Annotated in this window: 22 protein-coding genes; 19 read left to right on the top strand and 3 right to left on the bottom strand. The window is 65.3% G+C overall.

The window, feature by feature from the left end; translation table 11 throughout:
- Nucleotides 1–2: 2 nt before the first annotated feature.
- Nucleotides 3–1,037, bottom strand: coding sequence for a LacI family DNA-binding transcriptional regulator (locus P0R31_RS24840; RefSeq protein ID WP_275516882.1), 1,035 nt, complete (start codon nucleotides 1,035–1,037; stop codon nucleotides 3–5).
- A 203-nt stretch (nucleotides 1,038–1,240) separates the two neighbouring features.
- On the opposite strand from P0R31_RS24840, the gene P0R31_RS24835 reads away from it, so the two are divergent.
- The 6 genes from P0R31_RS24835 to P0R31_RS24810 all read left to right on the top strand — a co-directional run bounded on the left by P0R31_RS24835 (nucleotide 1,241) and on the right by P0R31_RS24810 (nucleotide 6,990).
- Complete coding sequence (locus tag P0R31_RS24835) at nucleotides 1,241–2,182, top strand: ABC transporter permease (protein WP_275516881.1); 942 nt, start codon at nucleotides 1,241–1,243, stop codon at nucleotides 2,180–2,182.
- Nucleotides 2,182–3,090, top strand: a complete 909-nt coding sequence (locus P0R31_RS24830; protein ID WP_275516880.1) for an ABC transporter permease — start codon at nucleotides 2,182–2,184, stop codon at nucleotides 3,088–3,090. Before P0R31_RS24835 ends, P0R31_RS24830 begins: the two co-directional genes overlap by 1 nt.
- Nucleotides 3,087–4,076 (top strand): ABC transporter ATP-binding protein, encoded by a 990-nt coding sequence (locus P0R31_RS24825; protein WP_275516878.1) that lies wholly within the window; start codon nucleotides 3,087–3,089, stop codon nucleotides 4,074–4,076. The genes P0R31_RS24830 and P0R31_RS24825 overlap by 4 nt, the downstream gene beginning before the upstream one ends.
- Nucleotides 4,073–5,101: an ABC transporter ATP-binding protein gene (locus P0R31_RS24820; RefSeq protein ID WP_275516876.1), complete on the top strand. Its 1,029-nt coding sequence runs from the start codon at nucleotides 4,073–4,075 to the stop codon at nucleotides 5,099–5,101. The genes P0R31_RS24825 and P0R31_RS24820 overlap by 4 nt, the downstream gene beginning before the upstream one ends.
- A 25-nt stretch (nucleotides 5,102–5,126) precedes the next feature.
- A complete protein-coding gene (locus P0R31_RS24815; protein ID WP_275516875.1) occupies nucleotides 5,127–6,692 on the top strand; it encodes an ABC transporter substrate-binding protein in 1,566 nt (521 codons plus the stop codon).
- Between the two features lie 160 nt (nucleotides 6,693–6,852).
- Nucleotides 6,853–6,990 carry a hypothetical protein gene (locus tag P0R31_RS24810; RefSeq protein WP_172784656.1) on the top strand — a complete coding sequence of 46 codons (138 nt, stop codon included), beginning with the start codon at nucleotides 6,853–6,855 and terminating at the stop codon, nucleotides 6,988–6,990.
- A gap of 6 nt (nucleotides 6,991–6,996) precedes the next feature.
- Here the strand turns inward: P0R31_RS24810 and P0R31_RS24805 are convergent, their stop codons facing one another.
- Together P0R31_RS24805 and P0R31_RS24800 are read right to left on the bottom strand one after the other, a co-directional pair.
- Nucleotides 6,997–7,662: a GntR family transcriptional regulator gene (locus P0R31_RS24805; protein WP_275516871.1), complete on the bottom strand. Its 666-nt coding sequence runs from the start codon at nucleotides 7,660–7,662 to the stop codon at nucleotides 6,997–6,999.
- A 7-nt stretch (nucleotides 7,663–7,669) separates the two neighbouring features.
- Nucleotides 7,670–9,082, bottom strand: coding sequence for an FAD-binding oxidoreductase (locus P0R31_RS24800; RefSeq protein ID WP_275516869.1), 1,413 nt, complete (start codon nucleotides 9,080–9,082; stop codon nucleotides 7,670–7,672).
- A 165-nt stretch (nucleotides 9,083–9,247) separates the two neighbouring features.
- Between P0R31_RS24800 and P0R31_RS24795 the strand changes: the two genes are divergently transcribed.
- From P0R31_RS24795 to P0R31_RS24735, 13 genes are all read left to right on the top strand, one after another.
- Nucleotides 9,248–10,132 (top strand): dihydrodipicolinate synthase family protein, encoded by an 885-nt coding sequence (locus P0R31_RS24795; RefSeq protein ID WP_275516868.1) that lies wholly within the window; start codon nucleotides 9,248–9,250, stop codon nucleotides 10,130–10,132.
- Nucleotides 10,133–10,410: 278 nt separating this feature from the next.
- On the top strand, nucleotides 10,411–12,666 hold the full coding sequence (locus P0R31_RS24790; protein ID WP_430516858.1) for a TonB-dependent siderophore receptor: 2,256 nt from the start codon (nucleotides 10,411–10,413) through the stop codon (nucleotides 12,664–12,666).
- A 2-nt stretch (nucleotides 12,667–12,668) separates the two neighbouring features.
- On the top strand, nucleotides 12,669–13,865 hold the full coding sequence (locus tag P0R31_RS24785; RefSeq protein ID WP_275516866.1) for a PepSY-associated TM helix domain-containing protein: 1,197 nt from the start codon (nucleotides 12,669–12,671) through the stop codon (nucleotides 13,863–13,865).
- Nucleotides 13,866–13,995: 130 nt separating this feature from the next.
- The gene (locus tag P0R31_RS24780) at nucleotides 13,996–14,889 is read left to right on the top strand and encodes a DUF1963 domain-containing protein (protein ID WP_275516950.1); all 894 of its coding nucleotides are present in this window, start codon (nucleotides 13,996–13,998) and stop codon (nucleotides 14,887–14,889) included.
- Between the two features lie 62 nt (nucleotides 14,890–14,951).
- Complete coding sequence (locus tag P0R31_RS24775; protein WP_275516865.1) at nucleotides 14,952–15,284, top strand: DUF1963 domain-containing protein; 333 nt, start codon at nucleotides 14,952–14,954, stop codon at nucleotides 15,282–15,284.
- Between the two features lie 109 nt (nucleotides 15,285–15,393).
- On the top strand, nucleotides 15,394–16,626 hold the full coding sequence (locus P0R31_RS24770) for a rhodanese-like domain-containing protein (protein WP_275516863.1): 1,233 nt from the start codon (nucleotides 15,394–15,396) through the stop codon (nucleotides 16,624–16,626).
- A 124-nt stretch (nucleotides 16,627–16,750) separates the two neighbouring features.
- Nucleotides 16,751–17,995: a phosphoglycerate dehydrogenase gene (gene serA / locus P0R31_RS24765; RefSeq protein WP_275516862.1), complete on the top strand. Its 1,245-nt coding sequence runs from the start codon at nucleotides 16,751–16,753 to the stop codon at nucleotides 17,993–17,995.
- Nucleotides 17,996–18,200: 205 nt separating this feature from the next.
- Entirely contained in the window at nucleotides 18,201–19,220 is a 1,020-nt protein-coding gene (locus tag P0R31_RS24760) for a patatin-like phospholipase family protein (protein WP_275516861.1), read from the top strand.
- A 3-nt stretch (nucleotides 19,221–19,223) separates the two neighbouring features.
- Nucleotides 19,224–20,678, top strand: a complete 1,455-nt coding sequence (locus P0R31_RS24755) for a GntP family permease (RefSeq protein WP_275516860.1) — start codon at nucleotides 19,224–19,226, stop codon at nucleotides 20,676–20,678.
- A 92-nt stretch (nucleotides 20,679–20,770) separates the two neighbouring features.
- Entirely contained in the window at nucleotides 20,771–22,432 is a 1,662-nt protein-coding gene (locus P0R31_RS24750; RefSeq protein ID WP_275516858.1) for a tannase/feruloyl esterase family alpha/beta hydrolase, read from the top strand.
- Between the two features lie 48 nt (nucleotides 22,433–22,480).
- Nucleotides 22,481–22,930: a MarR family winged helix-turn-helix transcriptional regulator gene (locus tag P0R31_RS24745; protein WP_275516857.1), complete on the top strand. Its 450-nt coding sequence runs from the start codon at nucleotides 22,481–22,483 to the stop codon at nucleotides 22,928–22,930.
- A 14-nt stretch (nucleotides 22,931–22,944) separates the two neighbouring features.
- Nucleotides 22,945–23,715, top strand: coding sequence for an enoyl-CoA hydratase (locus P0R31_RS24740; protein ID WP_275516855.1), 771 nt, complete (start codon nucleotides 22,945–22,947; stop codon nucleotides 23,713–23,715).
- 112 nt (nucleotides 23,716–23,827) lie between these two features.
- Entirely contained in the window at nucleotides 23,828–25,909 is a 2,082-nt protein-coding gene (locus P0R31_RS24735; protein ID WP_275516853.1) for a methyl-accepting chemotaxis protein, read from the top strand.
- Nucleotides 25,910–25,977 lie beyond the last annotated feature (68 nt).

Below are 25,977 nucleotides of genomic sequence, written 5' to 3'. Positions count from 1 at the left end.
CTCTATGTCCGGACCGCGGCGGTGGACCCGCGCACCACCAGCGCCGGCTGAAGCTGGATCGATCTCGCCTCTCCCTCGACGCCGGAACGTCCCTCCGAAACTCGCGACAGCAGGGTCGAGACCGTGGTTTGGGCAATCGCCTCGGATGGCTGCGTCACGATGGTCATGCCCGGCCGCACCAAGCCGGCCCACGGAGGCTCGTCGACCGCGATGACGGAGAGGTCGTCGGGAATGGTGAGCCCGCTCTCGGCAATGGCACGAAGCAGTCCGAGCGAAAGATGATTGTTGGTGGCGAAGATCGCGGTCGGTCGCTGCGCATGCCGCAGGAGCCGCATTGCGGCGGCATGGCCGGCGGCCTCGGAGAAATTGTCCTTCTCGATCAGCCGTTCGTCGAGGGTGATGCCGCGCGAGGCCAGGCCGCTTCTGAGGCCATCGAGGCGGTGGCGCGCGATCTGATGCTCGGGCGATCCCATGATCACGGCGATGCGGCGATGGCCGAGATCGTCGAGATGTTCGGCCGCGAGCCGTCCCAGCGCGACATTGTCGGTCGTGACCGAATCGAGGTCCAGCCCCTCGATGCGTCGGTCCACCAGAATGCCCGGCATCGGCAAGTCCGCCAGCGCGGCCTGGCGTCCGCTCCAGCCGCGCCGGGTCGGGATGACGATGACGCCGTCGGCGCGCTGCGACAGCAGCATGGCAAGATGCCGCTCCTCGCGCCCGGGGTCTTCGGCACTGTTGCAGAGAATGACCGAATAGCCTGCCGCGCTCGACAGCCACTCGATGCTTTCGACCAGCTTCAGGAAGTAGGGATTGGCGAGGTCTGCCACGAGCAGCCCGAGGATGCGCGTGGCGCCGCTGCGCAGGCTGCGGGCGCTGGCATGCGGTGCATAGCCGAGCTTGCGTGCTGCCGCATTGACGCGCGCCTGGAGGAGCTCGCTGACCTTGCCCGACCGGTTGAGCGTCTTCGACACGGTGGCCACGGAGACACCGGCGAGCCGGGCGACCTCGTGGATAGTGGGCAACGGCCCTGCCGACATCAATTCTTCTCCTGTTAAACGTTTTTGTATTGTTTGGATTGACTGGAGGCAAGCCAAAAGACGCATGAAAAATGTACATTACCGTTGCGATAGACCAGCTTCCGTGCTTCATTAGAAAAACGTTTAACTAAGACCAGGGAGGCGATGGTGCGTGGGCTGGATGGCGTCCGGCGATCGCCGGTCCGCATTTGCGGGCGCTCGGCATGACCGGCTATGTGGTCGGTCGGCTGTTCGCGGCTATCCCCGTGCTGCTCGCCGTCGCGGTATTCGTCTTTCTGCTGCTCAGCCTCGTGCCGGGTGATCCCGCCGTGCTGATCGCCGGTGACTTCGCCTCGCCGCCACAGGTGGAGGCGGTGCGCCAGGCGCTCGGACTCAATCTGCCGCTGCTGCCGCGTTTCCTCGCATGGGCCGGCCGCATCCTGAGCGGCGATTTCGGCCTGTCGCTGTTCAGCCGCATCCCGGTCTCGCAGCTCGTCGCGCAGCGGATCGAGCCGACGCTGCTTCTCTCTCTCATGACGATCACGATCGCGGTCGTCGTAGCCGTGCCGCTCGGCCTCGTCGCCGCCTATCGTCCGAGGGGGCTCGTCGCGCGCCTGACCATGGCGGGGGCGGTGCTCGGCTTCTCATTGCCGGTCTTCGTCGTCGCTTTCGCGCTTGTCTATACGCTCGCACTCGGCCTGCACTGGTTTCCGGTGCAGGGCTATAAGCCGCTGTCGCAGGGCATGCTGGCCTGTCTGCATTCGCTCGTGCTGCCCGCGATCTCGCTGAGCTTCCTCTATATCGCCTTGATTGCGAGGGTGACGCGCGCTGCGGTGCTGGAGGTGCTGCGCGAAGATTATGTCCGCACCGCCCATGCCAAGGGGCTCGCGGCCCGCAAAATCATCGCACGGCACGTGCTCAGCAATGCCGCAGTCCCGATCATCACGGTCGTCGGCATCGGATTTGCCGCGCTGCTCGGCGGCGTCGTCGTTACCGAGACCGTGTTTTCCATTCCCGGCCTCGGCCGGCTGACCGCAGACTCCATTCTCCGGCGCGACTATCCGGTGGTGCAAGCCCTGATCCTGCTGTTCGCCTTCGTCTATGTCGTCGTCAATCTCGTGGTCGACATTCTCTACGCTGTCGTCGATCCACGGATCCGGTACTGATGCAGGACGAGCCGATGGCGATGACCCACGCAGCAGAAGGGCTCGATGCCCCGGACATCGGTGTCAACCGGTTTGCGCAGATCGCGAGCCTGCCGGTTCGCCAGCCCATACTGGCTCTGAGTTGCGCTCTGCTGCTCGCCTTTGGCGTGACGGCCGTCGTGAGCCCGTGGATCACCGCGGATCCCGCCGCGCTGGACCCGCTGAACCGGCTTCAACCGCCGTCGCTGGCGGAGCCCTTCGGCACCGATCAAGTCGGACGTTCCGTGTTTGCCCGCGCGCTGGTGGGAACGCGGGTTTCGCTGTCGGTCGGCATTGCCGTTGCTGTTCTCACCACGCTGATCGGCGTGTGCACCGGTGTCATCGCCGGTTATTTCCGCAGCGTCGACAAGATCGTGATGCGCGCGATGGATGCTGTGATGGCGATCCCCGCGATCCTGCTCGCGATCGCACTCGTGGCGCTGATTGGCGCTTCCCCCATCGTGATCGTCACGGCGATCAGCCTCCCGGAAATTCCCCGCATGGCGCGCGTGGTGCGCGCCAGCGTTCTCAGTTTGCGCGAACGCGTCTATGTCGAGGCCGCTATCACTTGTGGCGGGCGTACCGTGACCATCCTGCATCGTCACATCCTGCCCGGCGCTGCCGGGCCGATCATGGTGCAGTCGACCTACGTCTTTGCCTCCGCGATGATCCTGGAATCGATCCTGTCGTTTCTCGGTGCGGGCACGCCGCCCGACGTGCCGAGCTGGGGCAACATGATGTCGGAGGGACGGCAGTTCCTGCAGATCGCGCCGTGGATTCTCGGCTTCCCAGCCTTGATGCTGGCGATGACGGTGCTCGCCGCCAATCTGCTCGGCGATGTGCTTCGCGACCTGCTCGATCCGAGCTTTGCGGGGGGCGAGATGCGATGAGTACGCCGCTGCTCTCCGTCGAGAACCTCTCCATTACGCTCAACACCCGAGGCACCCCGGTGCCGCTCGTCCGCAACGTCTCGTTTGCGATCGATCCGGGTGAAACGCTGTGCCTCGTCGGCGAGAGCGGCTGCGGCAAGAGCCTGACCGCGCTCTCCATCATCGGCCTGCTCAACCGAAGCGTCATGCAGGTCGCTTCCGGCCGCATCCTCTTCGAGGGGCGCGATCTCGTCACGCTCGGGGCCGAGGAACTGCGCAAGCTCCGGGGCGACCGTCTCGCGATGGTGTTTCAGGAGCCGATGACGTCGCTCAATCCGCTGCTGCGGGTCGGCCAGCAGATCGCCGAGGTGATCGTCGAGCATCGTGGCGTGTCCGAGGCGGACGCGCGGCGGCAGGCGGTCGGATTGCTCGATCTCGTCCGCATTCCGCATGCGCGGCGGCGGGCCTCCGAATTTCCGCACCAGCTTTCCGGTGGCATGCGGCAGCGCGTGATGATCGCGATGGCGCTCGCCCTGCGCCCTGCATTGTTGATCGCCGACGAGCCGACCACCGCGCTCGACGTCACCATCCAGGCCCAGGTCTTGACCCTGATCGACGATCTGCGTCGCGAGTTCGGCACGTCCGTGCTCCTGATCACGCACGATCTCGGGGTCGTCGCGGAAATGGCCGACCGGGTCGTCGTGCTCTACGCCGGCAGCATCGTCGAGCAGGCCGGCGTCAACGGCATCTTCGATGCCGCGGCCCATCCCTATACGCGCGGCCTGCTTGGGGCGATCGGCCAGCTCAACAGCGGCACCCGCGATCGTCTCGCCGAGATTCCCGGCAGCGTGCCGAGCCCGGTCTCGCTCGGCACGGGCTGCGCCTTTCGCCAGCGCTGCGGCGCGGCGATGCCGGTGTGTCACTCGGAGTCGCCGTTGTTGTCGGGCGCTGACGAGCACTTGACGGCATGCTGGCTGGGCAGGGCCGGCGCGATGGTGCCGGCATGAGCGCCGTCCTCGAAGTCTCAGGTCTGACCCAGATCTTCACCTCACGGCAGGGGCCGTTCGGATTGTTCGGCCGGCGCGATCTTCGCGCCGTCGACGACGTCAGCTTCGTCGTCGCGCGCGGACGTACCTTCTGCCTCGTTGGTGAAAGCGGCTGCGGCAAGACCACGATCGGCCGCATGGTCGTGCGCCTGTTGCGGCCGACGGCCGGCTCCGTCCACATCAATGGCGAGGACTTCGGCAATCTCTCGGGCGAGACGCTGCGCAGGAAGCGCCAGCAGGTGCAGATGGTGTTCCAGGATCCCTTCGCCTGCCTCAACTCGCGCATGACCGCGTCGGAGATCGTCGAAGAGCCCTTGCAGAATTTCGGCATCGGCGATGCGGTGTCGCGACGGCGGAAGGTCGCGCGTCTGTTCGACCAGGTCGGCCTGCCCCAGCATTTTCGCGCACGTCTGCCGCATCATCTGTCGGGCGGACAGCGGCAGCGCCTCGGCATCGCACGGGCGCTCGCCGCGGATCCCGCGCTGATCGTCGCGGACGAGGCGGTCGCGGCGCTGGACGTGTCGATCCGCTCCCAGATCCTGAATCTCCTGAAGGATGTGCAGCGCGAGATCGGGATCTCCTATCTGTTCATCTCGCATGATCTCGCCGTGGTGCGCTATCTCGCGGACGACGTGGCGGTGATGTATCTCGGCGCCATCGTCGAGCAGGGGCCGGCGAAAGCCGTGTTCGCTGCACCGGCGCATCCCTATACGCGCGCGTTGATCGATTCCGTCCCCGCAATCCACCCGCGCAACCGACGCCGCCGCCCGGCTCTCGAAGGCGAGGTGCCGAGTGCCGCTTCGCTGCCGTCCGGATGCCGCTTTCGCACGCGCTGTCCGTTCGCGACGGACATTTGCGCGCAAGAGGCGCCGGCGATGACTGAAGTCACGCCCGGCCATGCCGTCGCCTGTCATCACGCAGGATCGCTGCCACGCTTCGACGCGCCGGGTCCGAGCCGGGCAGTAGCCACCGACGCAGTCGCCTAGAAACAGAAAACGGGAGGAGTACCAAATGAGATCGCCGAACGGAATATTTGCGGTCATGATGGCGGCAGGTTGGCTGGGTGCAATATCGCCTGCCGTTGCGGAGACGGTGCTCAAGATCCGCCCCTTCGGCGATCTCAAGCAGATCGATCCCGTGATCACGTCCGACTATATGGTTCGTAACCACGGCTATATGGTGTACGACACGCTGTTCTCGCTGGACGAGAAGCTCGTCGCGCAACCGCAAATGCTCGAGTCCTTCGCGGTCAGCGGCGATCAACTCACCTATTCCTTCACGCTGCGCGGCGGCCTGACTTTCAGCAACGGTCAGCCAGTCACCGCGGAAGACGCGGTCGTTTCGCTGAAGCGCTGGTGGCAGCGTGACGGCCTTGGGCAACAGCTTGCCTCCGTCAGCGACAGCCTGACCGTTAAGGACGAAAAAACCTTCGAGCTGAAGCTCAAACGTCCTTGGGGACTGGTGATCGAGGCGCTCTCCAAGCCGAGCTCCAATGTGCCCTTCATCATGCCGAAGGGGATCGCAGCGACGCCGGCGGACACCGCCATCACGGATGCGACCGGCTCGGGTCCCTTCATCATGAAGAAGGACGAGTGGGTTCCGGGCTCCAAGGTCGTTTACGTCAAGAGCCCGTCCTACAAGTCGCGCGCGGAGCCGGCGAGTGGGCTTGCCGGCGGTAAGCTCGCCAAGGTCGACCGGGTCGAATGGCATTACATCCCGGATGCGCAGACCGCGCTCAATGCACTCCAGGCCGGCGAGATCGACATTTTCGAGGAGGTGCCGCCGGACTTCCTGCCGACGCTTGCCGGCAATCCCGACATCAAGACGATGCCGCAGGACACGCTCGGCATGCAGATGGTGTTCCGCATGAACATTTCGGTCCCGCCGTTCAACAATCCAAAGGTCCGGCAGGCGATCAGCTACATGATCGACCAGGACAAGTTCGCGCGAGCCTATGTCAGCGACCCCAAGCTCTACAAGAGCTGCCCGAGCTTCTACATGTGCTCGTCGCCCTATTTCACGGCTGCCGGCTGGACCAAGCCCGATATCGAAAAGGCCAAGAAGCTGATCGCCGACAGCGGTTATGACGGTACGCCGGTCGTGGTGCTGCACGCGACCGAGAGCGGACCGACGAATACGTTCAGCCTCGTCGCCGAGCAGATGATGCGCCAGATCGGCCTCAAGGTCGAGCCGCAGGCGATGGACTGGGGCACGCTGGTCGGACGCCGCGCGTCCAAGGAAACCGTCGACAAGGGCGGCTGGTCGCTGTTCATGTCGGGACCGACGGGCGCCGATATGTTCGAGCCGGTCGGCCACCTTGGGCTGCGCGCAAATTGCGACAAGGCCTGGTTCGGCTGGCCTTGCGACGAGCAGATCGAAAAGCTGCGCAACGAATTCGCGTTGGCGACAGATCCCGAGCAGAAAAAGAAGATCGCAGCCGACCTCCAGCTCCGCGCCGTCGACTATGTGCCGTATTGGCCTGCTGCACAGCTCTATCTGGTGCGGGCGGTACGCAGCAACGTCGACGGCCTCGTAAAGGGGGCGGTCCCGGTCTACTGGAATATCACCAAGAAGTAGTGCGATCCGGCACGGCGCCGGTGGAACCAATCGCTCCCAGCAACATTCAGATGGAGGGTTCGACGCGGGCCCGGGTTGCGCGCGCCTCCATCGATTCGGCGCCCGTGACGTCGCCTCTGGCGATGGGGGAATCGTGGGTACGGTCATAGAGAACTTGCTGATGCGGAAGCAGAAGCTGGTGGAGCAGCTCGAAGCGGCGCCATCGGTGGAGGATCGCGACCGAATCGAGCACCAGCTCGAGCAGATCAACACCGCGCTGGATTTTCTGGACAGGCCGGGATCGAAGGAGGAGCGGTAGACGCGCTCAATCCACCTTCAGCGCCGTGGCATAGACCATTCCCGAATTCGTGATGTGCGTCGTCATCAGGCCTTCGAAGGCGGCGAACTCGCCGCGCGCGAACAGATCGAGCAGCTTGCGGTGCTCGTCGAAGGACGTGCGGGTGCGCACGTCGATCGGCGAGGTCAGATTGGTGCGGAGCGCGGCGACGCGGCCGGAGACGAGCTGATAGGATTCGGCGAGATAGCGGTTGCCGCAATGGGCGAACAGTGCCTCGTGAAACGCGGTGTCGGCGCGGCCATAGGCGATGTTGTCCTTGGCCGCGACGGCCGGCTCCATCGCCGCGATCGCGGCGCTCATGGACGCAATCGCGCCGTCGCGGTCATTGCGGAAGGCGAGCTCGGCGGCCTTGGGCTCGAGCGCAATGCGGAAAGTGCAGAGCGCATGGATGTCGTCCGCGCTCGGCGTGAAGACGAAGCTGCCGACCTGGGGTCGGATCACCACCAGTCCCTGCGCCTGCAGCTGGCCCATGGCCTCGCGCACCGGCGTGCGGCTGACGCCGAAGGAATTGGCGACCATCTCCTCGGAGATGGCAGCGCCCAACGCGAACTCGCCGTCGATGATGGCCTGGCGCAGCCGCAGCATCACCCGCTGCGACAGCGATTTCGGCATATCGAGCTTGAGCGATCGCATGATGCGTTCAGATCACCTTGCCGGGATTGAGCAGGTGATCGGGGTCGAGCGCCGCCTTGAGCGTGCGCATCAGCGCGATCTCGGCCTCGCCCCTCGCATGGCCCAGCCATTGCTTCTTCAAGGTGCCGATGCCGTGCTCGGCGGAGACGCTGCCGCCGAGCTCGCGGACCAGACCGTAGATGATCGCGTCCATCTCCTCCTTCGGCTGCTGCGCGACGGAAAGGCCGGTGACCCAGGAGACGAGATGCAGATTGCCGTCGCCGATATGGCCGTAATAGACGCTCTCGCAACCCTTGATGCCTGAAGCGAGCGCGGCCTTGCAGCGTGTGACGAACTCGTCCATCCGTGCCACCGCAAGGCCGATGTCGTAGGAGATGTGCGGCCCCAGCACCTGGCCGAACTCGGCGCAGATGTCGCGCACGCGCCAGAAGCTCTGCGTCTGCGCCAGCGATTGCGCCACCGCGGCATCCGCCAGCAGCCCGCGCTCCATCAGCTCCTCGAGCCAGCTCTGGAAGCGCGGCGCATCCACGCTCTCGTCGGTGCCCTGCGCTTCCACCAGCACGTAGAGACCGTGGCCTGGGGCGACCGGCGGCTTCACGCCGGCGCGCGTCGTGATCACATCCCAATAATCCGGCCACATCACCTCGAAGGCGGACAGCAGCGGGCCGAGCCCTGAGCGCGCCGCGTCGAGCAGCGCGATCACCGCGGCATAATCCTTCAACGCACACAGCGCGGCCATGGTCGAGCGCGGCTTCGGAAACAGTTTTAGCACCACGCGGGTGATGATGCCGAGGGTGCCTTCCGAGCCGATGAACAGATGCTTCAGGTCATAGCCGGCATTGTTCTTCATCAGCTTGTTGAGGCTGGTGATGATGGTGCCGTCCGGCAGCACCACTTCGAGACCAAGCACCAGCTCGCGCGTCATGCCGTAGCGGATCACGCGGTTGCCGCCGGCATTGGTCGAGAGATTGCCGCCGATCGCGCAGGAGCCGCGCGAGCCGAGATCGAGCGGAAAGAAGAAGCCGGCTTCGTCCGCCGCCTTCTGGATCGTCTCCAGCGGCGTGCCGGCCTTCACCGTCATCGTGGCGGACGCGCGATCGATCTCTTCGATGCCCGTCATGCGCTCCAGCGAGATTGCGACCCAGCCAGCTTCCGGCGAAGCACCGCGGCACAGGCCGGTGAGTCCGCCCTGCGGCACGAACGGCAGATGCGCCTGCCGGCAGGTCGTAATCGCGTCGGCAACGCCCTGCGCATCGACGGGGCGGATCACCGCGCGCGGCGTCTGCGGCAGGCTCGCGCTCCAGTCGTTGCAATTGCGCGCCGGCACATCGGTGCCAACAAGCACTGCCAGCGCGCCGAGCCTGTCGCGCAACGCGCCGAGCAATTGGTCGGGGCGTCCGGTGGGGGTCACCATGTCCATGCGAGACCTCCTCAAGATCTGACTGCGCCCACGGCGCAGAGGATTTGCATCAATGTTGTATGTAAGGTACAAGAACAAAAGTAAAGTGAAAACGTGGCCTCGGCAAGCGCGAAAGATCGTTGAAGATCAGCGGCTTGGCCGGGTGCAGCAGCAAAGGGTGGTGTGATGACCGAGGCGATTCGCGGGTTCTGGGTGGCGTCGGCGACGCCGCTGGCAACGGACGGCAGTGTGGACGCAGCCAAGCTCGCCTCTCACGCCAAGCACCTCTTCGGCAAGGGCGTCGACGGCGTCGTGCTGTTCGGCACCACCGGCGAGGGGACCTCATTCAACGCCGCCGAACGGATTGCGACGATCGAGGCGATGCTCAGGGCGGGAATCGCGCCGGAGCGCATCGGAATCGGCGGCGGCTTTCCCGCCATCACGGACAGCATTGCGCTGACGCGCGCCGTGCTCGGCCTCGGCCTGCGCCACGTGTTGCTGCTGCCGCCCTATTTCGATCGAAGTGTCACGTCTGAAGGCATCGAGGACGCCTTTGCCGCCATCATCGACGGTGTTGCCGACGATCGCCTGCGCGCCTCGCTCTACCACATTCCGCAAGTCTCGGGCGTTGCGATCCCGACGACAGTCGCCGCAAGCCTGCGCAAGCGCTACGGCCAGGTGGTTGCCGGTCTGAAGGACTCCAGCGGCGACTTCAAGCAGTTCCTGGCATTCCGTGCCGCCGCGCCCGAGCTCGCTATCACCGTCGGCAACGAAGCCGATATCACTCGCGCGATCGCCGCCGGCGGCGCCGGCACCATCTGCGGCATGGCCAACATTGCGCCGGAGCTGGTCAAGGCGATGGTTGACGGCAAGAACGTCGAGGCGCGCATGCAGGCGGCGATCGACGTCGTGCTGAAGACGCCCTCCCTGGTGGCAACGCTGAAGGCGATCCTCGCGACGCAGACCGGCGATGCAGGTTGGTTGCGCGTGCGTCCGCCGCTCCGCGCTTTGTCGGACGGCAGTGCGTTCAAGCGGAAGCTCGACGAGCTGGTCGCTCCTGCGATCGCGTGATCGTGAAATATCCGGACACGCTGTCGCAATTTCGCCTGCAGCGTGTCATGCACGGTGCACCGGCAATTCACGATTGCCGTTCGGCGTCGGCTTCTTCTTAGAATGACTCAACACTAGAGCGATTCAAGCCCGGCGACAGTTCTCCTCGATCCCGACGGCTGTTACACGCGCACGCTTCAACGTTCTTGACTTGAAGTGGAATCAAAGTGCGTGCCTTCGTGGATGGCTGCGTCAGCGGCCATCGAACTCGTGCCGGCAAGAGCCGTGCAGGTCTTCTCATGGGAGCAGCGGTGCTGCTCATCGAATATCCCTCCATCACGACGAGCGCACAGGCCCAATCGGCTCTGCCGCCGGTGACGGTGGAAGCTCCGGCGCCACGACCGAAGCCGGCCCGCGCATCGGATCAGTCTTCACGCCGCAACCAAGCCGTTGCCCGCCGCCAGCCTAGTCGCAATCCCGCACCCGCGGCGCCGACGCTGTCGGAGCGCGCCGCCGCAGAAGCCGCTGCGCAACAGGCCGCCAAGCTCGGCTATCGTGCGATGCCGAGCTCGACCACGTTGCGCAGCGGCGCCTCGCCCCTCGACACCTCGCAGGCCGTCAACGTCGTCCCCGCGCAGGTGCTGAAGGATCAGCTCCCGCGCAACATCGACGACGCGCTGATCAACGTCTCCGGCGTCACCCAGACCAACACGCTTGCCGGCAGCCAGGACGCGGTGATCCGCCGTGGCTTCGGCGACAACCGCGACGGCTCGATCATGCGCAACGGCATGCCGCTCGTGCAGGGCCGCAGCCTTAATCCGGCGGTCGAAAGCGTCGAGGTGCTGAAGGGCCCGGCCTCGCTGCTCTACGGCATCATGGACCCCGGCGGCATCGTCAACACCATCAGCAAGCGGCCCGAGCTCTATCAACATGGCTCGGTCACGCTGCTCGGCTCGGCCTTCAGTGCCTCCAAGACCGGGGCCGACGGCCTGCTCGACGTCACCGGTCCGATCGGCGACCAGGGGCTCGCCTATCGTTTCATCGGCTACGGCGTCAGCGAGGATCATTGGCGCAATTTCGGTCGTCACCGCGAGATGCTGGTAGCGCCCTCGCTCGCGTGGTACGGCCAGGACACCACGGTGCAGCTGAACTACGAGCACCGCGAGTTCATCTATCCGTTCGACCGCGGCACCGCGTTCATCAATGGCGCTCCGCTGGCGATTCCGGCCACGCGCCGGCTCGACGAGCCCTACAATAACGTCTGGGGGACGTCCGACCTGATCCAGGCCTCGGTCGAGCATCGCCTCAACCAGGACTGGAAGCTGTTTGCCGGGTACAGCTACAACACGGAGACCTTCAGTGCCAACCAGCTCCGGATCACCGGCGTCAACGCGACAACCGGTGTCGAGACGCGCAGCAATGACGGCACGCAGGGCTCGCTGAGCAATTCGAGCTATGGGACGTCCTACATCTCGGGCAGCTTCTGGCTTGGCAACATGCGCAACGAGGTGCTGTTCGGCGGCGACGGACAGTATCGCACGATTTACCGCGACAACCTGATCCGGCAGGCGGCTCCCTCCTTCAATGTCTACAACCCGGTCTACGGCCTGATAGGGCCCGGCACCACGGTGTCAAATACCGACAGCGCCCAGACCGACAAGCTCGGCCAGTGGTCGCTGTTCTTCCAGGACACGCTGCATCTGACCGAGCGGTTCGCGCTGGTCGGCGGTGTGCGCTACATGGACTACGATCAGATCGCCGGACGCGGGAAGCCGTTCGTCACCAACACCAACGTGTCGGCGGACGCCGTGCTCCCGCTCGGTGGCGCCATCTTCAAGCTCACCGACCAGATTTCGCTCTATGCGAGCTACACCCAGTCGGTGAAGCCGAACTCGACCATCGCTCCGCTGAGCAATAGCGGCGGCGTCGTGCTCGGATCGAACATCGCACCCGAGGAGGGCACGCAGTACGAGGCCGGGCTCAAGTTCGATCTCGACAAGCGCCTCTCAGGCACGCTCGCGGTTTACGATATCGAGAAGCAGAACGTGCTGGTCAGCCAGCTCAACACTGCAACTGGCCTCAACGTTTACACCGCGGCCGGAAAGGTTCGCTCGCGCGGACTGGAGATCGACGTCACCGGCCGGCTCTCCGACAATTGGAGCATGATCGGAAGCTATGGCTACACCGATGCCCGTGTGACCGAGGATCCGACATATGCCGGCAAGCAGCTCCAGAACGTTGCGATGAATACGGCATCGCTCTACCTGGTCTATGATTTTGGGACCGTTCTTCCCGGCCAGCTCAGGTTCGGCGGCGGCGCGCGCTATGTCGGCGACCGGCCAGGCGATGCGTTGAATACGTTCGTGCTGCCGTCCTATGTGGTCGCGGATATCTTCGCGAGCTATGAGACGAAGCATCAGACGCTGCCCGTCATCTACCAGCTCAACGTCAAGAACCTGTTCGACACGGTCTACTATACTTCTGCGCAGAACAATCTGGGTGTCGCCATCGGCGACGCGCGCCGGGTGTCTCTCTCGGCGACGGTGAAGTTCTAGCCATGGCCGCGCGACCCGGGCACATGATCAAAACTGTCCTGCTCCAGGTCCATTCCATCGCGGGCCTGGTGCTCGCGCTGCTGCTCGCTTTGATCGCGCTGACCGGCGCGATCATGAGTTTCGAGGACGAGATCGTCGATCATCTCAACGCCGGCATCATGCACGTCGTGCCGCGCGAGATGCCGGCGCTGATGCCGGACGAGCTGGTCGCGCGGCTGAGAGCGTGGCAAAATCTCGGTCAGGTCTCGGCCGTCATGTTGTCGAGCGATCCGACTGCGGCCGTGCGGGTCCGCTTCGCGCGCGACGAGCAGGGCGAGCGGCCGAATTCGCTCTATGTCGACCCCTATGATGCGCGCGTGCTGGGTGCGCCGCGCGGCGAGGCGTTCTTCGCGACGGTTCGGAAGCTGCATCGCTGGCTGCTGATCCCTGGCGATGCAAAGGGCTGGGGCCGCCAGATCACCGGTGTGGCCGCGCTCGGCCTCGTCGTCTTGCTGGTCTCGGGCCTCGTGCTGCGCTGGCCCCGCCGCGTGCGCAGCGTCAAGATGTGGCTGAAGCCCAATCTCGATCTCAGCGGGCGCGGGCTGCATCGCTCGCTGCATGCGGTGATCGGCACCTGGGTTCTTCCGGTCTATCTTGTGATGACGCTCACGGGCCTGTGGTATTCGTTCGACTGGTACAAGGACGGCGTCGTCTGGCTGCTGGCGCGCCCCGAGGTCAGTGCCGCGAAGATGCAGCCAAAAATGTCCGCGAAGGCGCCGCATGCGGCGGCCCGTTCCGAGCCGGCCCAGCCGATCGGGTTCGATCTGGCATGGACGACGTTCCGGCGTGAGGAGGGCGACCGCTTTGCCAGGGCTCTGCTGACGTTGCCGCCGAGCCCGGGCACCGCAATACGGATCCGGTCGTGGGGCAAGGATTCGACGCTCGACACCACGCGCGATGAATTCCGCATCGATGCCGTCACCGGTCAGCTCGCCGCCGCCGAACGTTACGCCGACAAGACGTTGGGCGAGAAGATCATCGCCAATGTGCTCGACATCCATCGCGGCGCGATCCTGGGCTGGCCCGGCAAGCTCGCCTTCATGATTGCCGCCGCCCTGATGCCGCTGTTCTCGGTCACCGGAATCCTGCTCTATCTGTCACGCCGCAAGCTGCGGCGCCCGGCGCAGGCCCCGCTGGGGCGACTAGTTCCGGGCGAGTGAGCGCTGGGAGGCCCCTCAATGTCCATCGCACACGAAGCGCATAGGAGGCAGCATACAAGAATCACTTGTCTGCGGTTGCACCAAATGGTTCGATCTCCCAGATGCACGCAGAAGTCGTGAGACGATCTTGATGGCGCTATCCGAACGAGACGAGCTCGAAGAAACGGCGCGGCCTGCTGTTCTTGTCAGACGCAGTGATCTGCCCGTACCGCTCACGCACCCGGCGCGGAGCTTTTTCGGTGGACTCCCCAGATTGCCCCCGCAGCTTGAGTGGCCGACGGCGGAAGTCAGGGCGAACAAGACGTTAGAAACGGTTGCGCTCACTTTCGTGGCTCAAATTGACCTGGCCGACGTGCCTGGGTCAGGCTGGTCGCCTTTACCAAAGCGGGGCACGCTCTATTTCTTCTGCAGCTCGGTGTTCGTTGGCGAAGGACATCCACCTTGCCGCGTTCTCTATAGTCCTACCGGCGGCGGTGCGTATCCCGACCGCGAGCCGCCGCCAAATCTCATGCCGCTGGGAGGGACTGACGGTGAAAGCCAGGTCAGGTGGCTCGATCCGGTCCTCGACTTTCATTCCAAGGTCGAATTCAAGTATCCGCTTTCGTTCCTGCCGTTCCTCGACTTCTACTTTCTCGAGGATGCGGTTGGAGGTGAGCTCATGATCGAGGAGTTATGCAGGACGCTGGGGACGGGCGTGCAGCACGAAAGCGATCTGCTTCAATTCCGAACCGCCGCCGAATACGAGAAAGATGAGGATTGGCCCTTCAACTGGCTCCTTATCAGTCTCGTGGTTCGGTCGGTGTTGGCGCACGTCTCGCGCGATCTGACGCGTGGTTACTATGGCAAGCCGCCCACCGACGAGGCAGCCGCGGAATTGAAGCGCCTTCGCGCTGGTGCAATCGGATGGCTCGAGCGCTGCCGGGGGCTGACACCGATGGACGACGTTGATCCGGAAATGAAAGCGAGCTTCAGATCCTGGTGGTTCAACATGACGAAAACCTACGGGAAGCTGACGAGCAGGTGAGGGTATATGTGAGTACAATCGCGAGCGATCTCGGTAACACCATCAATCATACGATCCGCTGCATGGCGACCCAGGACGTCGATATCTCCGGCCACGCGCCCTCGAGCTACGTTAGGAATCTGACGCGGCAGAATTACTGGAAGACCCCAAGCGTGAGCAACGGCCAGTACCGCCACTTCCAAACAGCGCTTCATCAGATGCTGGGATATGGCAGCGGTCCGCAGGATGCGACTGAAGAGCATTTGGAAGACACGCTCTTACTTCAAATACAAGGCGAACTTGCGTTTCTTGATTGGCACTCCAATATCGGATGCATGCTCCATTTCTGGATCCACCGGGATCGTCTTGCGCAACTCGACTTTTCGCAGGTCGTCGCTACGCTTCAATGTGATTAAGGTAATGGCTGCGTCGTCAACCTAAGACCGGCGCTGGTGACCAGTATGGCTAGCCAACGCCGCAGCAATGGTTCAAAAGCTTCTGGCTTTCTTCTCAAAGGTCTGCGCCATGAAGCTTCTGACCGTCACCCCCGCCGATATCCGCCGTGCCCTGCTTCTGCGCGAAGAAATCGCGCTGCTCGATATCCGATACGAGGCCGCCTTTGCCACCGGCCATCCGCTGTTCGCGGCCAACATGGCCGCGGACCGGATTGCAGTGGAGGCCGAGGTGCGGCTGCCGCGCAAGGACGTGGCGATCGTGCTCTATGATGACGGCGAGGGGCTCATCGCGTCCGGCGCCGAATATCTGGCCACACTCGGCTACACCAATGTCAGCGCACTCGACGGCGGGCTGCAGGCCTGGCGCGATGCAGGCTTTGAGGTTTCCGAGGACGTAAACTCCTATTCCAAGGCTTTCGGCGAGCTGGTCGAGTCGCGTCGCCACACGCCCTCGCTGAGTGCCGACGAGGTGGCAAAGCTGATCGCCGACAAGGCCAACATCGCCATCCTCGACGTCCGCCGCTTCGACGAATATGCGACCATGAACATCCCGGGCTCGGTCAGCGTGCCCGGCGCGGAGCTGGTGCTGCGGGCGGGCCAGGCCGCGCCCGATCCCGACACCACCATCATCGTCAATTGCGCCGGCCGCACCCGCTCCATCATCGGCACGCAATCGCTGATCAATGCCGGCGTGCCCAACAAGGTGCGGGCGCTGCGCAACGGCACCATCGGCTGGACGCTGGCGCGGCACGGGCTCAATCACGGCGCCGACAAGCGCGGCGCGATCGGCCCGTTCGAGGGCGGTCCGGCCAATGCCCGCGACGTCGCCTATCGCGCCGGTGTCCGTCACATTGGCGCGAACGAGATGGCGGCGCTGGTCGCAGAGACCCATCGCACGCTGTATCGCTTCGACGTGCGCGACGCCGATGAATATGCAGCCGGGCATCTCCCCGGCTTCCGCCATTATCCTGGCGGCCAGCTCGTGCAGGAAACCGACATGGCCGCGCCGGTGCGCGGCGCGCGCATCGTCCTGACCGACGACAAAAGCGTGCGCGCCGACATGACGGCGTCCTGGCTGGCGCAGATGGGTTGGGAAGTCTATGTGCTCGAGGGCGGCTATGATTGCGCGCTGGAAATCGGTCCACCGCAGGTCTTGCCGAAGCCCAACCCGGCCCACCGCTATCGCCGGCCCTATGAAGGCACCGATGTGGCCGAATCCGCGATGCAGGCCTATCTCGATTGGGAATACGGCCTCGTCGAGCAGCTCCGCCGCGACGGCACGCACGGGTTCTATGTGATTTGATCGAGCTCTGGGATGCCAAGCGCATCCTCGCTTCGGCCGTCTTCTCCCCGTATCCGTGCCCTATTGTGCTGCGCATCGCCCGCGGTCTATGTGCTCAGGCAAAGCGGCAACTTACGGAGAGTCCATGTCCGCCCCAGGCCAAAGCCCTGAGCGAAGCGCCAAGGCGCTGCTGCTCGAAGGCGTCAATGATAGCGCTGTCGACCTTTTCAAGGGCGCGGGCTTCACCAATGTCGAGCGGCTCACCAAGGCGCTGGACGGTGCGGATCTGCGGCGCGCGCTCGAGGGCGTCTCGCTGCTCGGCATCCGTTCGCGCACTGAGATCACCGATGAGGTGCTGGGGGCGGCCGACGGACTGCTCGCGGTCGGCTGCTTCAGCGTCGGCACCAACCAGGTCGATCTATTGGCGGCGCGCAAGCGCGGTATTCCCGTCTTTAATGCCCCGTTCTCCAACACCCGCAGCGTCGCCGAGCTCGTGATTGGCGAGATCGTGATGCTGCTGCGGCGAATCTTTCCGCGTTCGGTGTCGGCCCATGCCGGGGGCTGGGACAAGTCTGCGGCCGGCAGCCGCGAGGTGCGCGGCCGCACGCTCGGCATCGTCGGCTACGGCAATATCGGCTCGCAGCTCTCCACCTTGGCCGAAGGCATGGGCATGCGCGTGATCTATTTCGACCGCACCGACAAGCTTCGCCACGGCAATACCGAGCCGGTCGAGAAGCTCGAAGAGCTGCTGGCGCAGAGCGATGTCGTCAGCCTGCACGTGCCGGAGACCCCGGAGACTGCGGGCATGATCGGCGAGAAGGAGCTGCGGACGATGAAATCAGGCTCGTTCCTGATCAACAACAGCCGCGGCACCGTGGTCGATCTCGATGCGCTGGCGCGCGCCTTGCGCGATGGCCATCTCGCCGGCGCGGCCGTCGACGTCTTTCCCGTCGAGCCTTCATCGAATGCCGATCGTTTCAACAGTCCCATTCAGGGCATTGAGAATGTCATCCTCACCCCCCATATCGGCGGCTCGACCGAGGAGGCGCAGGAGCGGATCGGCGGCGAGGTCGCGCGCAAGCTGGTCGACTATTTCATCACCGGCTCCACCATGGGCGCGGTCAACTTCCCGGAGGTGCAGCTGCATCTTCGTCCCTCCGGTGCACGCTTCAGCCACGTCCATCGCAACGTGCCGGGCATGCTGCGGCGGCTGAACGAGGTCTTCCTCCAACGCGACATCAACATCGCCGCGCAATATCTGGAGACCGCCGGCGACCTCGGCTACGTCGTGCTCGACGCCGATCTCGGCGGCCAGGATTCCGGCGAGCTGCTGCAGCAGATCCGCGGCCTCGAGGGAACGGTCGGCGCCCGGCTGGTGTTCGAGCATTAAAGCGTCTTCGAGCGACGTGGATACAAAGAAGACGCGTCAACCCGAATCTAGAGCCATTTCCGTTCCGATCGCATCAGAACGGAAATAGCTCCAGACCCGCCCACGTTCCGGTTGCAACTTGCAGCAACTGCTCCCACACTGTCGTCGAATCCGGCCCGGTCAAAAATCGCGTCGAATTTGAGCTTCAGTTGCGTGAGTGTCCGCCATGGAACGGGACGCCGTACTGATTGATCTCGCGCTTCAGGGCGGCGGTTCGCACGGCGCCTTCTCCTGGGGTGTGCTCGACCGTCTTCTGGAAGAGAAATGGCTGGAGATCGCCGCGATCTCCGGAACCTCCGCAGGCGCGATGAATGCGGCGATTCTGGCGGACGGCTGGACAGCCGGCGGCGCCGAGGGCGCGCGAGAGGCGCTCGACCGATACTGGCGCCGTGTCTCGAAGGCCGCGGCCTTCAGCCCGCTACAACGCTCTCCGCTTGACCGCTTGATGGGGCGCTGGACCCTCGATACGTCGCCCTTCTACATCATGACCGATTTGATGTCGCGTGTGCTGTCGCCCTACGATCTCAATCCGACCGGTTACAATCCGCTGCGCGCGGTACTGGCCGAGAGTATCGATTTCGAACGCCTCGCGCGCTCGCCGATCCAGCTGTTCATCACCGCGACAAGGGTGCGCACGGGACGCGGCCGTATCTTCCGCAACGCGCAGATCACGGCGGATGTGCTGCTGGCATCGGCCTGCCTGCCGACCATGTTCCGCGCGATTCTGATCGACGGCGAGCCCTATTGGGACGGCGGCTTTGCCGGCAACCCGACGATCACGCCGCTGGTTCGGGAGAGCGACGCGCACGACACCATTCTCGTCCAGATCAATCCGACCGAGCGGCTGGAGGAGCTGCGGACGGCTGCGGAGATCCTGAACCGGGTCAACGAAATCTCCTTCAACTCGCCGCTGATGAAGGAGTTGCGCATGATCGCGCTGCTGCGCCAGGCGGCCGATCCGGGCAGCGGCGAGGGCGCACGCTGGGCGAAGATGCGCACACACCGGGTCAAGAGCGACATGCTGGCGAAGTTCGGCGCCTCCTCGAAGCTCAACGCGGAGTGGGAGTTCGTCTCGATGCTGCGTGCCGAGGGACGTCAGGCCGCGGACGACTTCCTCGCCGAGCACGGCGCGGAGATCGGCCATCGTTCGACCGCCGATCTCGATGTCCTGCTGTCGGAGTGCTGAGGCATGGGTCTCCTCGGCCTCCTCGTCGGGCTCGGACTGCTCGTCCTGTTCGCCTTCCGCGGCTGGAGTGTCCTGCTGCTCGCGCCGTTCGCCGCACTCATTGCCGCTTTGTTCGGCGGTGAGCCGCTGCTCGCGAACCTGACCCAGGTGTTCATGATGAACGCGGCGGGATTTCTGGCGCAGTTCTTCCCGATCTTTCTGCTTGGCGCCGTCTTCGGCAAGTTGATGGATGACAGTGGCGCGGTGACGTCGGTCGCCGGTTTCATGGCGGAGCGTCTCGGCGAACGGCGCGTGATCCTGGCGGTCGTGCTCGCCGGCGCGCTGGTCACCTATGGTGGTGTCAGCCTGTTCGTTGCATTCTTCGTCATCGTTCCCATGGCACGCTCGCTGTTTCGTGGCGCTTCGATTCCGCGTCGTCTGATCCCCGCCGCGATCGTGCTGGGAACGTCGACGTTCACGATGTCGGCCCTGCCTGGCACGCCGTCGATCCAGAATGCGATCCCGATGCCGTTCTTCGGCACGACGCCGTTTGCCGCGCCGGGCCTCGGCATCGTCGCCTCGCTCATCATGCTCGGCACCGGATTGTGGTGGCTGCATCGCGCTGAAGCTGCGGCGCGCCGCGCTGGAGAAGGCTATGGCGACGATGCCGAGGGCGCGATCGAGCAGGCCGCTGCCGACGAGTTCGTGCGCGAGCGCGCGACGACTGCCCGCGAGTTCGATCCGGCGGAGCTACGGCACGGTCATCGCAGCGAGCGGCCATCGCCCGTGCTGAACGCCATGGCGCCGCTCGTCGTCGTCGTGACCGTCAATCTGGTGATGTCGCTGGTGGTGTTGCCGCGGCTCGATGTCAGCTATCTCGCTGAGCAACGCTTTGGTGACACGACGCTTGCAGCCGTTGCAGGTGTGTGGTCGGTCGCCGTGGCGCTGGCCGCCGCCATTGTCACGACCATCGCGCTGAACTGGGCGCGCCTGCCGGCGCTGCGCCGGACCATGGACGCCGGGGCCAATGCGTCGGTCCTGCCTGCGTTCAGCGTCGCCAGCCTCGTCGGCTTCGGCGCCGTCGTGGCCTCGCTGCCGGCGTTCACGATCGTGCGCGACTGGGTGCTGGCAATCGAAGGGGGACCGCTGGTCTCGCTCGCCGTCGCGACCAACATCCTGGCCGCACTGACAGGGTCGGCATCGGGCGGCCTGACCATCGCCCTCGACGCCCTCGGCCCGACCTACGTCGAGCTTGCCGCGCGGACCGGCATCGACCTTGCGTTGATGCATCGCGTGGCGGTGATCGGTGCGGGTACCCTCGATATCCTGCCGCACAACGGCGCAGTGGTCAGCCTGCTCGCGATCTGCGGCCTGACACATCGTGACAGCTATTTCGACATCGTCATGGTGGGCATCGTGACCTCGCTCCTGGCGCTGGTGGCGGTGATCGCCCTGGGCGCTGCGCTGGGCTCGTTCTGACGGAAAGCCGGCGTCAGCGATTGACGGACGGGCGAAGGTTGCATTGAATGCGGCCAACTTCCGATTGCAACATAACAAGCCGGGTGGAAACGATGAAGCGAAACAGAGCGAAGCTGTGTGCATGGCTCGTGGGCACTGCGGCCGCAATGAGCGCGAGTGGTGCGCTGGCGGTGACGCTGGCGGAGGATGCCGAGACGGTCTGCAAGGGGCTAGTCGGCGGCACCGATGCCGTGAAGATCGATGCCGCGACGTTTCAGTCGCCATCGACCCTCGCTGTTGCCGAGCGCGGTCCGACCCCATCAGGGCGCATCACGCCCGCCAATCCTGCCTTCTGCAAGGTGCTCGGCCATATCGATCCCACCGATCCCAAGGCGCCGCCGATCAAATTCCAGGTCAACCTTCCCGTCGAATGGAACGGTCGCTCGCTGCAATATGGCGGCGGCGGCTTCAACGGTGTGCTGATCACCGGCCTCGCGCTGCCGCCGGCCTACCCCTTCGACAAGCCGTCACCGCTGGCGCGCGGCTTCGTCACCTACGGCACGGACTCCGGCCACGAGACCAAGCAAGGCGAGCCGCCGCAGGTCTTTGCGCTGAACGACGAAGCGTTCGAGAATTTCGCCCATCGCGCCTACAAGAAGGTGCGCGACGCTGCGGTCGGGCTGATGCAGCGCGCCTACGGCAGGAAGCCGGAGAAGATGTATTTCATGGGCTCGTCAGAGGGCGGCCGCGAAGGCCTCACCATGGCGCAGCGCTACCCCGACGATTTCGACGGCATCTTTGCCCGCGTGCCCGTGATCAACTGGGTCGGATTGCAGCATGCCGGCACGCGCTCGGGTCTCGTCACCATGGGCGAGGGCTGGATCAACCCGGCGCAGGTCAACCTCGTGGGCGAGGCCGTGCGCGCGGCTTGCGACAAGGCCGACGGCTCCGACGATGCGCTGGTGCGGGATCCCGTCGGCTGCAAGGCGGCGTTCAAGGTCGAGACGCTGCGCTGCGCGGCCGGCAAGAGCGGTGACCAGTGTCTCACCGATGCACAGATCAAGGCGGTGAACACGCTGCACGCCACCTACAAATTCCCCTTCGCGCTCGCCAATGGCCTCGACGATTATCCGGGCTGGGGCGTCTCCGGCGAGGACATCCCCGCGGTCGGGCCGACCGGCGGCTGGGTCTCCTGGTGGCTCGGCAGCGCGCCGCCGGCGCAGCCGCCCGCGCCGAACAACGGCATCGCCTGGATGTACGGCGCCGGCGGCATCCAATATGTCTTCGCGCGCGATCCGAAGCTCGACGTCATCACCTACAAGCCCGAAGAACACAAGGCGAGGCTGCTCGAAGTGTCCAGTCTGATGGATTCCACCGATCCCGATCTCAGTCGGTTCCGGGCGCGGGGCGGCCGGCTGATCGTGCTCGAGCACATGGCCGACTACGCCCAGAGCCCCTACGCCGGCATCCGCTATTTCGAGAGCGTCGAGCGCAAGATGGGCAAGGCCGAGACCGCGGAGTTCGCGCGCCTCTACACCGCGCCCGGCGTCGACCATGTCGGCTCCGGCGCGCCCGCCAATGTCGACATGCTGAGCGTGCTGGTCGACTGGGTCGAGAATGGCAAGGCGCCCGGCGACCTCGAAGTCAGGGAGCAGAAGGTCGAGGCGCCGTCGTTTGCAGCGACGCGCGCGCTGCCGCTGTGCCGCTGGCCGGCCTGGCCGCACTACAAGGCGGGTGCGGTGACGGAGGCGGCGAGCTTCACCTGCGCGCCGTGACGAGGAGGGCCGTTTGACAACGCGCTTGCGTTTGGCTATTTACTTCGCATGCGAAATAAAGACGCCGGCGCGCGGCACCATCGGCTGATCTACCTGCTGAGTGTTGCCCATCGCCGGCTGCAGCGCTGGATGGCGGCGCGGCCCGAGAGCGACGTGACGCCGGCGCAGGCGGGGCTGCTCTTCATCCTTGGGAGGCAGGACGGCGTCCTCATGGGCGAGGCGGGGGCGGCACTCGATCTCGGGCCGGCCGGCATTTCCGGTCTCGTCGACCGCACGGTGGCTGCGAAGTTGATCGAGCGGCGGGCCGACCGCGACGACGGCCGCGCCTTTCGCATCTGGTTGACGCCGAAGGGGCGTACCGCGCTGGCGCAGGCGAAGATGAACGCGGCCGAGGTCAATGCGGCGCTGACGGAAGGTTTTACAGCCGCGGAAATCGACGTTGTCGCGCGCTGGCTGACGAGCATTCAGGACAAGTTTCCAAGACATTCAGACGAATAAAACGGAGCAGACCAATGACCGAGCACGTCCGGATCGAGAACAGCGGCGGAATTCTCACCCTCACCCTGGCACGCCCCGACAAGAAGAACGCGCTGACGGATGCGATGTACGGCCAGCTTGCCGACGCGATCGAATCCGCCGAGTTCGACCCATCCGCCCGCGTGATCCTGATCCGCGGCGAGGGCGACATGTTCACCGCCGGCAACGACGTCGGCGAGTTCGCGGCGGTCGCGGCCGGCAAGTCCGAAGGCAGCCGCAACGTGGTGCGCTTCATCCAGTCGCTGGCGCGCTGCACCCGGCCGCTGGTCGCGGCCGTGCAGGGCCGTGCCGTCGGCGTCGGCACCACGATGCTGCTGCATTGCGACCTCGTCGTGCTCGCCGACAACGCGCAATTGTCGACGCCGTTCGTCAGCCTCGCGCTGGTGCCTGAAGCCGCCTCCAGCCTGTTGATGCCGGCGCGCATTGGCCACGCCCGCGCCTACGAGATGTTCGCGCTTGGCGAAACCGTGCCGGCCAGGTCCGCGCTGGAATGGGGCCTCGCCAACCGTGTGGTGCCGCTCGACAAGCTGGATGCCGAAGCGCTTGCGCTGGCGCAGCGTCTCGCCCGCCAGCCGGCCGGGGCCCTCATCGCGACCAAGCGGCTGATGCGCAACGGTGAGGCGCTGGTCGCGCAGATGCAGGCCGAAGGCGAGCAGTTCGCGCAGCGCCTGCGCACCGCCGAAGCGCGCGAGGCGTTTACGGCGTTTGCGGAGCGCCGCCCGCCGGATTTCACCAGGATCGGATAGGTTTCCCGAATGCGTGCAGGTTGGATCGCTTCGATTCAACTTAAACCTTAACGAAACATTGGCACGTGGCGGTGCAAGGTGGGCCTCTCCGGAGAGTTAGGCCCCTCGACCCATGTCCATTTTTAAGAAATCGGTAAGCACGCTCCTCCTGGTCCTGATGACGCTGCTGGCGGCCGGCGCGCTGACCAGCACGGCCATCCAGATGGGCGGGGCTTTGGACCGCTATAGCGACAGTCTGGAGACCGAGCGGCTCGCGAATGCCGACAAGTCGATCTTCCATGGCGTGGTCGCTCTGCGCAGCAATCGTGGCGATGCCCAGAGCGCGCTGCTCGGCGAGGACGATCCGCGCGCCAAGCTCGGTGCCGCCGAGAAGGCGGAACAGGCCGGCTTCGACGCCATCAGCGCGGCGCTCTCCACCGTCGAATTCGCCCGCCGCGACGAGCTTGCCGGCACGCTGAAGCAGCGCTGGAGCGAGGCCGCACCAAAATTCCAGTTGTTCTACGACGAGGCCAGGCTGCCGCGCGCCGAACGCAAGCTGGAGCGGACCGCGCCCTGGTACGATGCGGTCACCAAGGTGATCGAGACCGCCAATCTCGCGTCCACCGCGGTGTCGAACCGCGCCTGGATGAACGATCCTTACATCGCCCGCATGATCCAGGCCCGCCGCCTCGCCTGGCAGGTGCGCGACCGCTACGGTATCCAGTGCTCGACCCTGCGGCCGAACGTCAACGCCAGCAAGCCGCTCGACGAGACCCAGAAGCAGACCGTGGCCGGATGGAACGGCGTCGTCACCGCCGGCTGGACCGGCATGGAGGAGCTGCTGGCTGCGCCTGACGTGCCGGCCGACCTCGTCAACACGGCCAAGGAGGCGAAGACCAAGACCGACGGCGCCCTCAAGCAGATCGGCGAGCTCACCAAGGGCTTCGACGGCAGCGGCCGTCCCGCGATGCCCGCCTCGGAATGGAACGCGTTGTGCCAGACCCCATTCGCGTCGATCGTCGCGGTCGCGAGCAAGGCGCTCGACCTGTCGATCGCGCACGCGGAGGCGGTTCAGGCGAAGGCGCTGACCAATCTCATCGTGCAATCCTTCGCGTTCCTGCTCGCGCTGGCCGTGACCCTTGCCGGTGTGTTCGTGGTGCGCAACCGCCTCATGCGACCGGTGCGCGCCATCCTCGACGCCATCGCCCGCATCAGCGCCCGCGACTATGCGACGCCGGTGCCGCAATCCCGGCATCCCGACGAGTTCGGCACCATGGCGGCGGCGCTCGAAAGCCTGCGCGAGAGCGCAGCGACCGCGGAGCGGCTGGGTAAGGAACGTGAATCGCAGCAGGCGCTTCAGCTCGCCCGCTCCGGCACCGTCGATGCCGCCTGCCGCAGCTTCGACGACACCGTGCAGGCGGTCATCCAGAGCGTTGCGGCCTCGACGCGGGAGCTCGACGCCACCGCAAGCGGCGTGCGCTCGCTGGTCACGGAATCGAGCAGCCAGACCGCGGCGGTCTCGTCGGCCGCCGAGCAGGCCACCAACAATCTCGAGACCATCGCCGCCGCGACCGAGGAGCTCTCCGCATCCGTGGGCGAGATCTCCGCGCAGGTGCAGTCGAGCGCGCGCGAGGCCCGCGAGGCCGTGGCCCAGGCCGAGCAGACCAATGCGACGGTCGAGATCCTCGATCAGACGGCGAGCCGCATCGGCGAGGTCGTGAAGATGATCAACGCCATCGCCGCTCAGACCAATCTGCTGGCATTGAACGCCACCATCGAAGCCGCACGCGCCGGCGAGGCCGGCCGCGGCTTCGCCGTGGTCGCGGGCGAGGTCAAGAGCCTCGCGGCGCAGACCGCGACGGCGACGGAGGAGATCTCGCGCCAGGTCGAGGAGATCCAGGGCGCCACCGGCCAGGCGGTCGCCGCGATCCGCTCGATCGGCGGCGCCATCGGCGGCATCGACGAGAAGATGACGGCGATCGCCGCCGCGGTCGAACAGCAGCGCGCGGCGACGACGGAAATCTCGCGCAACTTCCAGCAGGCGGCCCAGGGCACCCGCGAGGTCACCGACACCATCGGCAGCGTCGCCAGGCTCAACCAGGAGACCGGCAACGCCGGCACGGTGCTGTCGGAGTCCGTCAAGAAGATGTCGGCGGATGCCGATCGTCTTCGTGTCGCAGTCGAGGGCTTCCTGGGCGCCGTGAAGAGCGCCTGATTTTCGACCTCTTTCCATCGGACGTCGCGCGGGCATTGCCGCAGCTCGGCACTGCGGGTACATCTGTG

Source organism: Bradyrhizobium yuanmingense (assembly GCF_029167105.1).
GTDB classification, from domain to species: domain Bacteria; phylum Pseudomonadota; class Alphaproteobacteria; order Rhizobiales; family Xanthobacteraceae; genus Bradyrhizobium; species Bradyrhizobium yuanmingense_A.
The sequence above is the reverse complement of the archived record's forward strand: the minus strand, read 5'-3'. Positions and strand labels throughout refer to the sequence as shown.